The sequence below is a fragment of the Pleionea litopenaei genome (genome assembly GCF_031198435.1).
GTDB lineage: Bacteria > Pseudomonadota > Gammaproteobacteria > Enterobacterales > Kangiellaceae > Pleionea > Pleionea litopenaei.
Genome location: NZ_CP133548.1, coordinates 688,755 through 702,241, shown reverse-complemented (window position 1 = coordinate 702,241; position 13,487 = coordinate 688,755). Strand labels below are relative to the sequence as shown.

The following is a 13,487-nucleotide window of genomic DNA, read 5'->3' as shown; positions in this document are numbered from 1 at the left end:
ATATGTGATTGAAGAATGCAATTGATGAGTTAGAAAGTTACGGTATGATTGAAGTCATAATGAGTTTTGCTGCTCATCTGCTCAACGTTAAAGTTAGGAGATTGTATGTTATATAACAGCTCTGAAGAAATAATAGCTGAAGATTACTTTAAATTTATAAATGACACCATCGGGTTTAGTGCTCTAGGAATGTCATTGGTTTCTATCAAGTTTCAAAATTCTAGTGGAGTAGCAACTTTTCTATTTTTAGTTTTATTAGTCTGGACTTTTTCTAAAGGAAAAGAATATCAAAAAATTGCAAATAGATATCTTGAACATATGAAAAAAAGAAAATCAATGTTTCAAGTCTTCTGGAATATGAAGTTCTATCTTTTGGGTATGGCTACTTTATTTTCAGTTGTTGTTGGCGCTTTAAGTGAAGAATTGGTCAATAGTTTAGTAATATTCTGATAAGTACAGATTAGCAAAAAAACTACGACTAATGTCGTATCTAAATTAAAACTAGACAGCTTAGAATATCAATTCTGATTAATATCATCGCATTAGCAATGTCGCAAAGCATCTTAAAGCGGAATTTTAATTAAAGAGTTAATCAAGTACTCCGAACTTATTGTTTTACGCATTTTTTTTGGTTAACTACGAGTTATGTGGATTGAAGAATATGAAAGAAGAATCAAAAGCTATACAAGAATTAGCTAAGACAGCTTCAAAAGGCATTGAGGCTTCAGAAAAGCTAGGTGGATTTTTGTCAAAGGTGTTGGGAGATGGTTTTGTTGAGCTAGGCTCTGCATTTTCAGATTGGGCTAAAGCTTATCGTTATAAGAACCTTCTAAAACTATCCGATGAAATTGAACAGATTCACGCTGAAAGAAAGTTGATGGGAAAAGCAATAAACATTTTACCTAAACATGCACTTCCAATTTTGCAGGAGGCATCTCTAGAGGATGACGATGACGTCCGAAGTCTGTGGGCTGGCCTGATTGCAAATGCGACAGATCCGAATGTGAGATTCCAGATCAAAAAACTATATCTGGAAATACTTTCCTCGCTAGACCCTATCGACACCGTAATACTGATTTGCCTACAAAAGTTAGAAACTGAAGAAAAGTACAGCTTTATTAGTGGAAACCAGTTAAATTCGGAAGAAATTTCAAGGTTGGTAGGTAAAGAAGAGGAAGATGTAAAGCTCTCACTAAGTAGTTTATTTAGACATGGATTAATTATCGATTCTTGGGAGCAAACAATTGATAGTATGGATCGTGGGTATTCAGGGTTTCGTGTTAATAATCCAAAATCTAATTATCGTCTTTCACACCTAGGAACTACTCTACTAGATGGGTGCAAAACCAATTAACAGGCGCGTAAGTCCCACAATAACTAATAGAGTACTGACTGAAGTGTTGTAACTGGAATAGGACTATACGAGTAGCATATAAAGAATATGTTTGATCTACAGTATGACCTTTACCCCTAAAAACGGATACAAAATTAAGCTGCCGACTCTTCAAATATCATAGGAGCTTTATTGCCCAGGTGAGAGTGCCGACGCTTCCGATTATAAAACCCTTCGATGTAACGGAACAAGCTCGTTCTTGCTTCCCTCAGATTAAAATAGTTTTCAAAGTTTACATGCTAAGTTTTTAAAGTGCCAAAGAATCTTTCTGCGACCGCATTGTCCCAACAATTGCCTTTACGGCTCATGCTGATGTTGACATCAGCCAATATCGTTTCAAGCGATTCAGAGACATACTGACTCCCTCGGTCGGAGTGGAAAAGCTTTGGTATACAACCTCGACGAACTTGGGCGATTTGGACCGCATCACAAACGAGCTCAGCTCTCATGTGGTCGGCTAGCTGCCAACCAACGACCGCTCGAGAGTACAGGTCAATCACAAGAGCTAAATAAATCCATCCCATACTCGTGGGGAGTAGAGTAAGAGACTGAGCGTAGTCGAACTATCTCTCAGCCTCTCCTCTCCGAACCGGACGTGCACCTTTCAGCGCATCCGGCTCTCCATTTAATTGCAGCCGAAGGCCATAGCAACATCTTTGTACTTAGAAGTGACCGTGTTTCGCGCTTCAACGCGACCATATGGATTAGACTCAGGCAGCCGCCAACGGAACCGCATCTTGGCGCTGCTCACAAGACGGAACAGTGATGCGCCAGTTACCACACCATTGTTGGATTTACCGAAGTAAGTCCATGTTTTCGCCATCTCTGGCGATGGCCTGCGTATTAACGTTTTCATTAGAGATTTAATGCTAGCTTTAAACTTAGCTCCTAACCAATGTGCCAGTTTCCAGAATACAGCACGGTCTACCTTGTCGTAGATTTTAGCCGTGTAGTCAGTAAAACAATAAAACTGTGACCAGCCTTTCAGCTTTTGGTTGAGTTTGATTATCTTATCAACGGCACTGCAACTGTGATCTGTAGACAGTTCGTTGGTTAGTGAGCGGGTAAAAGACTTGCATTTGTCTTTCGGTATCCCCGTCACTATTCGCATATTTCCCTTGGGTCCGCGTTTACGGATAATGCGGTGCCCTAAGAAGGTGAAACCATCATTAACATGGGTAATATGGGTTTTGTCCATATTCAGTGTTAACTTGAGCTTACCTTCTAAGAAGCATTTGCATTGGTTACGTATGGCTTCAGCCTCTTGCTTAGTGCCTTTGACTATCACGACAAAGTCATCCGCATATCGGCAGAAAGCCACGGCGGGCATCCATGTCCGTGTTTCACCATTTAGAGGCTTGCGTCCTCGTTTGAGACTGTAGTTATTGTACCAACGGTCTTTGCGTGCCTTTTTACTCAGGTAGCACTGGTTCAAGTATTGGTCGAACTCATTCAACATGATGTTCGACAATAATGGCGAGATAACGCCACCTTGCGGCACACCTTGATGAGTAGCATAGAACAGGTTCTTTTCAACATGACCCGCTTTCATATACCGCCAAAGCAGGTCAAGAAAGCGACGACAGTTGACCCGTTTACGCACGCATTGCATCAATAACTTATGGTGGACCGTGTCAAAGTAGCTCGATAAGTCACCTTCGATTACCCATCGTCCGCTTGTTTCTCTACAATCGGTTAATTGCAGTTTCACTGTGCGAATAGCATGATGCACGCTACGCTCTGGCCTGAAACCATAGGAAAGAGGATGAAAATCACTCTCCCATATTGGCTCCATTGCCATGAGCATGGCACGTTGTACTATTCGATCACGAAGCGTGGGAATGCCTAAAGGACGTTGTTTACCCTTCGCTTTTGGAATATAGATACGTCTTGCTGGTTGAGGTTGGTAGTCGCCTGATAACAATTCACTTCTGATGGTTAACAGATAATTATCCAAGCTCTGTTCAAGCTGCACTTTGCTTATTCCATCCACGCCCGGCGTGTTCGCGCCTTTGGCCGATAAGGTGATACGTGCGGCTTCACGTAGCCAATCGATATGGCTTATCAGCCGCATTAAACGGTCAAACCGTTTCGTCTTATCGTTATCCGCCCATGTTGCTAACTTGCGTTGCATTTCACTGATTATCAAAGGTCTTCACCTTGTTAGGTCAGCTAGCGTGCTGACGCAAATCAATTAAACTGTGCCCCTTCGCCATGTAATGCGCTCTCCACATCTCAGACTACTACGAGCACTCCGCCAGCCTATTTATCATCGGGGTCATGCTCCCTTAAAATCTAAATAGACCTTCCCCGGTTTATCTACCCGAACTCAAGCATGATGAGGAGGATGCCGATCGCAATCTTTACCCTTATCGTTCTGTAAGATGGTGATACTCAAACACCGAATTGCGGTTTGGTGCTTGTCCCTTGCTTTCACTCGTACATATAGCGAAGCAATTTGGAAGTGATACCGCTTCATATTGTTCACTTCTGCATCACACTGCCTGTTAACCCATGTAGGCAGTGGCGACGTTTCAGCCCATAGACGCGAATTAATCGGTTCATGTTCTTCATCCTTCCATCACTCAGTCTAGAGAAGCATCTTGGCTTAATGAGTTCGCCTCACTTCCCGTTGTCAGCGGGTTACATCACCCCATCAGCATACGATAGGTCACTGCCGCTCAGACTCAGTCACCTACCCAACTAGATGACGCTATACCTCCTTCACTCCTGTTTAGAATGTATAGATTCCTGATAGATTCGTGATCCGTTTATGCTATCCATGCAAGTGCCGGATTCCGGGCACACTATAGGTTATATCGCTTACCCAGATCTGGTTTGGCTTATCAACGGTGAAATTCCTGTTAAGCAAATTCTCTGCTACCGGCTTTCCGTGACTAGAATCGGTTGTGATGACAAATCCTTTGTATTGCTTAGGATAAATATCATTCTCTCGTTTAAGACGAGCGACTCGTTTGTGATTAACGTGCTCTTCCAACTCGTTAAGTTCGGTCGTCAATCTTGGAACACCATAGGTTTGTACAGTACCATTAAAACACTCAACAAGCTTACTCAACAGGCGCTCATCTTCGACTTGTCGGGCACTCGGAGGCCTACTTTGCCGATCGTTATAACCAGGGTAGGAGACACCCAGCGCTTAGCATTGCAGATAAACACTAAACTCTGGATGTTCACTAATAAACTGATATTTTACGCTTGGTGCTTCGCAAAGTAGGCTGCCTTTTTTAATATTTCTTTCTCCTGCCTGAGCTCAGCCACTTCTTTCCTGAGTTGTTTTAGTTCTTGCTCTGGCGTAAGTTCTAGTTCCTAGCTAAGTAATTCACTACGGTACTTTGTTACCCAGCTATAAAGAGAATTAGGGTTAACACCTAATTCTTGGGCTATTGAAGCTGTGCTGCGATCACTTGATATTGCTAGCTGAACCGTATCAAGTTTGAATTGTTTAGAATATTTTTGTTTTGACATTTGGATACCTCATTTCTGCAATTGTACCTAAGAAATCTGTATCCGTTAAATGGGGTAAGCCTCAGTATGAAGAAACTTACCGAATAACAAATTGACAAAGACTGCATACTAGTAATAAGAGACACCGCTAGTTTCCCAGCGGCAGATTCTATTCTGAATGTGTCAAGTCAATAAGATGCGGTGCCAATAAATGTTCAATTTTCACGGGGGTTTTGACTTTTACTTCTTGAATAATATTTATCAAAGTTTGTGTATTTAATCTCAACTTATCTTCCAAGCTATCAATAGTAGCTCTTAACTGAGCACTCTTCGCCATTAGAGCTTTCCGAGTTTTACGGTTAGCAAATAGCTGCTTCTCTTTAGTATTGAGGCTCAGTGGTTTGAGTTGCTCTTCTGTATAAAGAGCTATGAGTTTCTTGCGATTTGCAGTGCTTAGAGTGCTCAGGCCACCTTTGACTAAATTTCTGTGTTTAAGTCTGTCATGAAGGTTTTTGGGCGTAATAGGGGAGTGTTCAAAGCCTTCTTTAAGCATGAGCATTAGTTCTTTTTCAATCGCATCGTCAAGTTTTTTTCCTCTATGCATTTTGCTCTCCTTTTAAATGTTCTCTTGCAAACAAGTCAGCTAACGTAGTAACTTTCTCTTCTGATTTATAATGTCGAACTTTCGCTATTTGTCTTTTAGTCTCAGTCAACAGTGAAATTCTCTCTAGCCTAGCTAAGTTATCAAGGTTTTTGCTCATTTGATTCCTAGCGAAAGTGTAAGAATCATCTTCAACTGCTAGCTGTTCAAGTTGTTTGAATTGTTCCTGGAGTTTTTCTCTTAAAGCATTAAGCTTCGAATGCTCATCTATTCGCCCCGTTAGTTCAAAACTTTCGCAATATTCACCACTTTGACACTTCAACCTTGTTGGGCAGCCACTCGCTGCTACATTCCTGTTGCAAGAGCCTAACGGAAGAGGGTGGAGAGTTGCATGTCGCTCTATAAGTTCTTTCGCTTCTAATTTCTTGGACCTATCAGTAAATTCGTCAAACGCACTTTTAACATCAGATAAAAAAGTGTCAGACATTGTGCTTTCCAGGTGCTTTGCTATGTCTTCTCTATTATCAAAAGTATGAAGGTTGGTTTTTAAATTTGCTTCCAGATCATGTTCTGGATTAATCTTGATAAAGCCATTATTTCGAATATAGTCGATAGGACTGCTTGAATCGATTTTTGACTCAGTCTTTTCTGAAATCTCACTATTAGACTTAGGAATAGTGGCTAAGCTAATCAGCGATGTAGCTTTTCTAATATGCTTGATAGCAACATGTTGATAGTGTTCATTCTGAGTGATATCTATACGGCCCATAAGCATGGCTTGTAAGTGTTCAGATAGTCCAGCGATTGCCAAAAACGTATTGATATTATGTCTAGGCATATGGCTTTTTAGGCGAGTATAGGAACCATCATCCTCGATCAAATTGTAATATTCAAACGCAGACTTATTTCCGCCAAATCCTAAGAAATTGTTTATTAAAGGATTGGAAAAGGGAATGACTACAGCAGTCAAGATCTGTTTTCTCGCAAACTTGGTGGAACCAAATTCGTGGATGAAAAGAAGATCTTCATATTTAATCTCATATTTTTTCCCAGAAGTGCTCCAGCGATAAGTCAACTTTTGTTCAACTGCATTCGCATCTTCACCGTATTTCGAAGCGATAAATCTATTTATTTCAACCTTACTATAGTACCTTTCGATATCGTATTTTTTACCTGGCCTTAATTCCTTACTTATTGGTAGCCTTGCAGAGTTGAAAGCTTTATATAACCGATCCCTTAACGAACCGATTCCAGGGCGAGAGCACTCTGTAGTAATCAAGTTTTCAATTGTGTCGCCAATTTCTATATCAGTACTTGGAATATTATCTAGACTTTCTGGCAAATAATCGCGCTGTGATTTCACTCGCAAATACTCAATCTTTTTACGCATTTTTTCGGATAGCTTTAGTGTGTTATCAAATATTGCCTCAACTAGAGGTACAGCTAACGGCTCTACCCAATGTATTCTTTCGCCTGTTCCTTTAGCTCCAATATATTTAATCCCTAATGAATATTGCGGCTGCCCTTGTTTTATCAGTTGCTCTTTAGTTAAAACATCTACTATTGGCCTCTTAACAAGCGCATCTTTTCGTAATGTGATGCACTCAATAGAACGAAAACCTGTCACGATCAGTAAAAATACAAGATTCAGAAGAATCTTTTCGCCAGTGCTAGTTGCTTTTCCCATTAAGTCAATCACATTAATAAATGCTTTAATAGTAATTAGCTTTTCATCATCACTGTGATTGTCGTCTATAAACTCTTCCTTTTTTAGCTTTTCAAGCTTCTTTGTCTTATTTGTGCGATTCGAATAGTGTAGTGGTTTAATGACACCGGACACTTAAATAAGAGATAATTAGATTAACTTATTGAGGTGTACCGATGAGCAAGAATAGGTCAAGACGACAGTTTGATCAAAGCTTTAAAGAAGATGCGGTAGCTCTGGTTACTGAGCAGGGATATTCGGTGTCAAAAGCAGCTGAATCGTTAGGAATTACGACGAATATGCTATATCGCTGGAAAGAAAAGCTAGAATCAGATGCAGGCGAAAGCTCTATTTCGGAAGATGAAAGAGCCGAACTATTACGTCTTCGAAAAGAAAATAAAGAATTGCGTATGGAAAAAGAGATTTTAAAAAAAGCCAGCCAATACTTTGCAAAAGAAATGAAGTGAAGTATGAGTTTATTGAGTCAGAAGCCTGTCACTATCCTGTCAGAATGCTCTGTCGCTTGCTAAACGTCAGTAAATCAGCATTTTATGACTGGAAGCATCGAGAAAAGCCCGTATTTGATGTGGATGAATGGCGTATCAAGAATCGAATGAAACGCTTATTTGAGCAGAGTAGGCAGAGTCTTGGGCGTCGAGAAATGACAAAAAAACTTCGCCAGGAAGGTTTTGAAATTGGCGAATGGCGAGTCAGTCGATTAATGAAAGAACTGTCTCTATTTGTGACGCAAAGATTGGCTTATAAGGTAACAACGAAAAGAAAACACAGCGATTCGGTTGCTGATAACTTGCTTAATCAAAACTTCAATCCAGTTGCTCCGAACGAAGTTTGGGCCGGTGATGTGACATATTTGAAGACTGGTGAAGGCTGGATGTACTTGGCGGTTGTCATGGATTTATATTCCAGACGAATTGTCGGCTGGCATATTGATAAACGCATGACGACTGACTTGGTGAGCAAGGCGTTAATGAAAGCCTATAACTTGAGGCAGCCGAGTAAAGGCTGCGTATTTCATAGTGACCGCGGCTCTCAATATACCAGCAATCACTATCGAAAATTGCTGGCCAGTTACAATATGAGGGGCTAGCATGGGTGACGTTGGCGCATGTTGGGACAATGCTGTGGTTGAGCGATTCTTTGGTAGTTTAAAGCACGACTGGATTTTAAAAGTCCATCAACCAACCAGAGAACACATGAAAAAAGATGTCGCAGCTTACATGAAGTATTACAACCTCGAAAGGCTGCATTCTAGTAACGGTGATTTATCGCCAATTAACTATGAAAACTCTCTAAAGAAAGTGTCCGGTTGGACTTGACCAGTACATAGTTCTTATATTTATTATCATTTATGAAAGAGAGAGGTGTTATACAAAATGCAAACCTATTAATATACTCTTGTAACTTTGTCGCTCTTCCAATAGCGTCTGACAGGTTACTAAGGTTTTTGGTATTTTCAGACAGGATACGGATAGATTCTTTCAATGTATCAGTGCTTAAATAAATTGGATGAGAGTGGGGGATAGTAGTCGATAGGGTATAGAACCACCTTTTTAGTATGATTAAGTTTGCGGTATGTGTGGCTAGTGAAACATTTAAGTTGTTCGCTCGATAAAAAAACACGAAAATAGCTTTCATAAAGTGTACTAGCTCAGACTTAATCTGACAGTTACCCGTTTTTCAATTGGTGTCTGTCAGTTTAGATTTGAGCTAGATTTTTGTCAGCCCAAATTCTCTTACCATCAATTAATGTTTCATTGGGCGTTCGTCCACAACACATTTTTCCTTGATGGGTGCGTTCATTATTGTAGTAAACTATCCATTCGTCCAGATCCTTTTGAAGCTCATCCAGTGAACTGTATAATTTCTTCCGAAATGTAACCTGGTAGAACTCGTTCAATATCGTTTTATGGAATCGTTCGCAGATACCATTGGTTTGCGGTGACATTGCTTTAGTCTTTGTATGCTCGATGTCATTGATTGCTAAATACAGCTGATAGTCGTGATGTTCAACTTTTCCACAATACTCAGTGCCGCGATCCGTTAATACTCGCAACATGGGTAACTCATGTTGCTGGAAGTAAGGTAGCACTTTGTCATTAAGTATGTCGGCTGCGGTAATAGGTGTTTTTGTGGTGTAGAGTTTGGCAAAGGCAACTTTGCTGTAAGTGTCGATGAAGGTTTGTTGGTAAATTCGTCCAACGCCCTTTAGGTTACCGACATAAAAGGTATCTTGTGAGCCTAAGTAGCCAGGGTGAGCTGTTTCAATCTCACCACAGGCTTCATCATCATTTTTCTTCTTCTCAAGTGCAGCTATTTGGCTATCGGTCAGTATGATGCCCTCTTTAGCAACCTTATCTTCCAGTGCCTTCAAGCGCTTCTTAAAGTTTTCTAGGTCATGCCTGAGCCATATCGACCGGACACCGCTCCCTGATACAAAGACTCCTTTCTTTCGCAACTCGTTACTGGTTCGGTGTTGGCCGTGTGCCGGAAACTCAATGGCATAATTGATAACCGCTGTTTCTGTGGCTTCATCAACGCGATTTTTAACATTTGGGTTGCGACGGCTCTTGCTGATAAGGGCATCGATACCGCCTTCTTCGACCAGTTCTTGATAGCGATAAAATGTATCTCGTGATACGCCCATTACCTTACAGGCTTTCGATACGTTCCCGAGTTCTTCTGCTAAGTTAAGTAAACCAGCTTTGTGTTTTATGATTGGGTTGTTAGTATGTAGCATGAGAGTTACCTCTATAACGTTCTGATTTAAAGATTCGACACCTTTAATCAAAACGGGTAACTCTCACTTTTTCAAGTTGATGTGTCAGATTAAGTCGAGACTAATTCACATAAAGTGTTGGTAGTTAATCTCTTCTATCTTGAAAGTGCCAATACCTTTTATTCTTGTGCCTTTATCAAATCTATAAGGAGTTTTTCTGTTTCCAGCTAGCCAGCCGGAAGTTTGAGTTCCACCAATCCATACGCTGCCTTCCCAATTAAAACTACAAGTATTAGCAAGTTCTTCGTTGAAAAATGATTTTTGCTCATTTAGGAATGTATCGAATTTTTCATAGTGATCTTTCATTAGTTTATTCCCCGTTATAAAGTCGACACCTAGTCAATACTGAACGAACCTCGTTATGTGTATTGGACTGTATGTTAATCACTGGATTTTTGGAGTTACCGACTGAATCAGACAACTCGATCAATTCTCCTAACTCGCTTTCCACGGACTTTAATACATCGTTGTGGTTACCATCATTAAATGGGTGAAAGTATAAGCAGGAATAGCAGCTTCTAACCTGACTAAATGGACAATCGTCTTTATAGCTACAACCTCCTATATGCGAGTGGAGCTTGTCTCCGATGAATCCAGCTACTTTCTTTTTATCCCAAGATTTTGATGTGGTGATAGCTCCTGTAAGCATCATTGCAATCATCTGCTGGTATGCAGAGTTAGTCCCCAAAACCTTTGATCTTATTTGTGCTAGCTCAGGCGTTGAGAGAATATAATGCTTAGCAGCTACGAGAGAGGAGTGGCCAAGTATGTGTGCAATTTCAGATGCAGAGACTCCTTGCATGGCCAGTGAATGACCAACATTATGTCGAAAATCGGTTGACGTATAAATTGGTTGAATCGCGTCTCCATTTTTGACTTTTTCTTGAAAGTCCTCTGAAGCAAAACTTAGCATCTGTTTGTTTATTGCGTATCTTATTTGCTGAACTGACTGGGCCCCCAACTCAAATAACTTATCTTCCCCCGAAAGATAACTTTGACGGACATATGCCAATATTATTTTAGATAATTCATAAGGCAAACTTATAAGAATTCTTTCTGGCCTTAGTTTTTGTTGTTTTGCATACGGTAGCTTTAGAGAAAACCTAGCAGGTTTATTATTATCGCCTTTAGTATCTCTTACTAAGTCACTACAAGACAATTTTGAAATTTGGACTGGGCGAGCGCCGGTTGTATAACATAACCCCAGAATTGAGCAGTACTTTAACTCTTGCGTAGAAATTCTGATTGACTTATCAAGTTTAGAGGCCACTTCCCATAATCCTTGAACGATCATATTTTTTACCGGTTCATCTAGGATTAAGTCAACATTTTGATAAACGAGCCACTTGTCATCTTTTGGTCTGGGTACTAACAGAAGGCTATCTAAGTCAGTTTCCTTAAAACCTGGAAGTTCTAGTTTACACAGTGTTTTTAAGAAATTAATACAACAATAAAACGAAGTTGAATTTTCTATGCTTTTTAGTTTTTTCGATAAGCATTTGTAGTTGAATTCTCCCTTCTTTACGCCACTTAAATAAGAGTAAATTGAGCTAAACTGAGTGCTTAATTTTGTTGGGCTGTTCACCTGGCAGTATAAGTAAAAAGAATATTTCACTAAGTTCCTTAGAGGAGAGGGGAGACGTTCAAAATTTATTGACTCTGTATAGCCCGAAAAATAGTACACCCACTTTTCGCCCGATGTGTCGATCTGTTTATCATCATATCTATCCGCCCTTATAAGGTGTAATCTAGCTGGTACACTCAAACCTTTAATGAATAAAACTTGGTCTTCATTAAGAATAGAATCTTGTTTATCTAATAGTTGCAACTGTCTCATTTATTGCTCCTGTTTTTCTAAAGCCAATCCAAATGACAGGTCTGCTTGAATGCGTTGGATATTCGATTTATTAGCTTGTTCTGAAAGAAATCTTTTTGCATATCGATCTGGCATAGCGCTTTTCAAAGACCAACCTCCCATTGTCCTTAGCTGTTCTTTTGCTTCGTCCATTATTCGTACTGAGCTTTGATTAGAGTGAATAGTGCGCTGTTTAAATACACGCTCACTTTCAATACGTTTATAAAGGTAGCTTAACGTCATTGTTGCCCAAGTATGACGAGCAACGTGTGGCGTGAAAGACTCGATAGAGTCAACATAGTTTGAATCTTTGAACTCGGGACTTTCTACAGAAAAAACTCTATCAATACCTTTAAAAACGGCTCTTATGGATTCGTAAGTTAAAGGGGAGAACGGTGTGTTTTGGGATGAAAAAAGTATCTGGTGCTTGCATTGTTGAGATCTTATTTCATGCATGTAAATCATCAAAAATTCATAATCAGACTTTTCTAATTCAATAACTCGTACAGAATAACTACTTTTAATTCTCGGTCGAATTCGTCTTGGGTCTTCTGATACATCAGATAAATTCGAGATTATAAGATTGTAACTACTGTTCGTTATATTGGTTTTTATAGATTGTTTTTCGAGTAATAATAATTCACCAACCCTCAAGCCATAGTTCAGGAGCAATCTGATGATAAGAAAGTTTCTTAGTTGAATATCTTTTCGTTTGAAAGGATTAAGGTTATTTTTCTTTTTAAGATTGTCAGGTTGAATAATTCGATATATTTCCGCTACCATTTCTCTGGAAAGCGACTTGAACATATATTGTGAGGGACGTCCGAAAACGGAATGGTTCCCAGTTTTAATAGACTCACGATGGCTTTTCAGTTTTCTAACAAGGCAATTTCTTCGTTCGTTTATAGACTGAGCAGGTTCATCTAAGTAATATCCAGAGATATATCTATCGACTAAATACTCTAAAAACTGAATAACCGCCTTGGCTCTAATATCGGCGGTTTGGGGACTCATTTGAGTATTTTCGTTCAAATGACTAGGATTTCTAGAACATAATCCGTTGTAGAAATCTGTAAATTCAATCACGGCGAGTTCTGGATTATGATCGGCTTGATAGAATGAGTTACAAAAAGATACACCGAATTTGGCATACCAATATTGATAGAACAGTTTTATCGCCTGGAATGATGCATATTGTGTGGATGGCGCTTTTGAGGTTAATCGATCTGAAAAGTAGAGTAACGCATACATCACCGGATTAATGTCATCAAACAGCAAACACGCGTCATTATTCCTAAATTTAAATCTCTTAATTGAATACATTTAAATATCCTATCTATTTACAATATGAAGAAATTATCCGTTACAGATAGTAGTGTTTACATTGTGAAGGGGTAAATAGATAAGTTATTGATTTAGGGTTAATCTAAAATGGTTATGAACTAGATTAACCCATACAGGTTATTTAACATAATATATATTATGCGCATATAGGGCCGAAGAAAAGAGGCTCGTTATGAGCCTTTTGGACGTTTACATAAATGTATGGAGATTTATTACTTAACTATGTGAAATTTTACGAAAAAGTATGAAATCGATGATCCTAACTAATACTGGACTTTGTTAGGCGTCCGTAGATATAACTGATGCCTATTTATGGATAATAAAAGG

The 13,487-nt window shown here is 39.5% G+C and carries 12 protein-coding genes and 1 pseudogene; 3 read left to right on the top strand and 10 right to left on the bottom strand.

The genetic code is table 11. From position 1 onward, the window contains the following. Window positions 1–105 precede the first annotated feature (105 nt). On the top strand, window positions 106–450 hold the full coding sequence (locus Q9312_RS03030; RefSeq protein WP_309203062.1) for a hypothetical protein: 345 nt from the start codon (window positions 106–108) through the stop codon (window positions 448–450). A 211-nt stretch (window positions 451–661) separates the two neighbouring features. Beyond that, window positions 662–1,354: an Abi-alpha family protein gene (locus tag Q9312_RS03025; RefSeq protein ID WP_309203061.1), complete on the top strand. Its 693-nt coding sequence runs from the start codon at window positions 662–664 to the stop codon at window positions 1,352–1,354. A 278-nt stretch (window positions 1,355–1,632) separates the two neighbouring features. On the opposite strand, the gene Q9312_RS03020 is transcribed toward Q9312_RS03025, so the two are convergent. The 6 genes from Q9312_RS03020 to Q9312_RS02995 all read right to left on the bottom strand — a co-directional run bounded on the left by Q9312_RS03020 (window position 1,633) and on the right by Q9312_RS02995 (window position 7,299). Then, a complete protein-coding gene (locus tag Q9312_RS03020; protein WP_309203060.1) occupies window positions 1,633–1,917 on the bottom strand; it encodes a DDE-type integrase/transposase/recombinase in 285 nt (94 codons plus the stop codon). Between the two features lie 101 nt (window positions 1,918–2,018). Further along, window positions 2,019–3,542, bottom strand: a complete 1,524-nt coding sequence (ltrA, locus tag Q9312_RS03015; protein WP_353961551.1) for a group II intron reverse transcriptase/maturase — start codon at window positions 3,540–3,542, stop codon at window positions 2,019–2,021. A gap of 627 nt (window positions 3,543–4,169) precedes the next feature. After that, window positions 4,170–4,469, bottom strand: coding sequence for an IS3 family transposase (locus Q9312_RS03010; RefSeq protein WP_309203058.1), 300 nt, complete (start codon window positions 4,467–4,469; stop codon window positions 4,170–4,172). Between the two features lie 251 nt (window positions 4,470–4,720). Beyond that, window positions 4,721–4,879 carry a transposase gene (locus Q9312_RS03005; RefSeq protein WP_309203057.1) on the bottom strand — a complete coding sequence of 53 codons (159 nt, stop codon included), beginning with the start codon at window positions 4,877–4,879 and terminating at the stop codon, window positions 4,721–4,723. Between the two features lie 148 nt (window positions 4,880–5,027). Next, a complete protein-coding gene (locus tag Q9312_RS03000) occupies window positions 5,028–5,462 on the bottom strand; it encodes a hypothetical protein (protein ID WP_309203056.1) in 435 nt (144 codons plus the stop codon). Then, window positions 5,455–7,299 carry a hypothetical protein gene (locus Q9312_RS02995; RefSeq protein WP_309203055.1) on the bottom strand — a complete coding sequence of 615 codons (1,845 nt, stop codon included), beginning with the start codon at window positions 7,297–7,299 and terminating at the stop codon, window positions 5,455–5,457. The genes Q9312_RS03000 and Q9312_RS02995 overlap by 8 nt, the downstream gene beginning before the upstream one ends. Before the next feature lie 41 nt (window positions 7,300–7,340). Between Q9312_RS02995 and Q9312_RS02990 the strand changes: the two are divergent. Continuing rightward, window positions 7,341–8,501 (top strand): annotated as a pseudogene (locus Q9312_RS02990) (IS3 family transposase). Between the two features lie 380 nt (window positions 8,502–8,881). On the opposite strand, the gene Q9312_RS02985 reads toward Q9312_RS02990, so the two are convergent. The 4 genes from Q9312_RS02985 to Q9312_RS02970 all read right to left on the bottom strand — a co-directional run bounded on the left by Q9312_RS02985 (window position 8,882) and on the right by Q9312_RS02970 (window position 13,139). Then, entirely contained in the window at window positions 8,882–9,922 is a 1,041-nt protein-coding gene (locus tag Q9312_RS02985; protein ID WP_309201277.1) for an IS481 family transposase, read from the bottom strand. Between the two features lie 105 nt (window positions 9,923–10,027). Continuing rightward, window positions 10,028–10,267, bottom strand: a complete 240-nt coding sequence (locus Q9312_RS02980) for a hypothetical protein (protein WP_309203054.1) — start codon at window positions 10,265–10,267, stop codon at window positions 10,028–10,030. Between the two features lie 4 nt (window positions 10,268–10,271). After that, on the bottom strand, window positions 10,272–11,798 hold the full coding sequence (locus Q9312_RS02975) for a site-specific integrase (RefSeq protein ID WP_309203053.1): 1,527 nt from the start codon (window positions 11,796–11,798) through the stop codon (window positions 10,272–10,274). Then, entirely contained in the window at window positions 11,799–13,139 is a 1,341-nt protein-coding gene (locus Q9312_RS02970; RefSeq protein WP_309203052.1) for a site-specific integrase, read from the bottom strand. Between the last annotated feature and the right edge of the window lie 348 nt (window positions 13,140–13,487).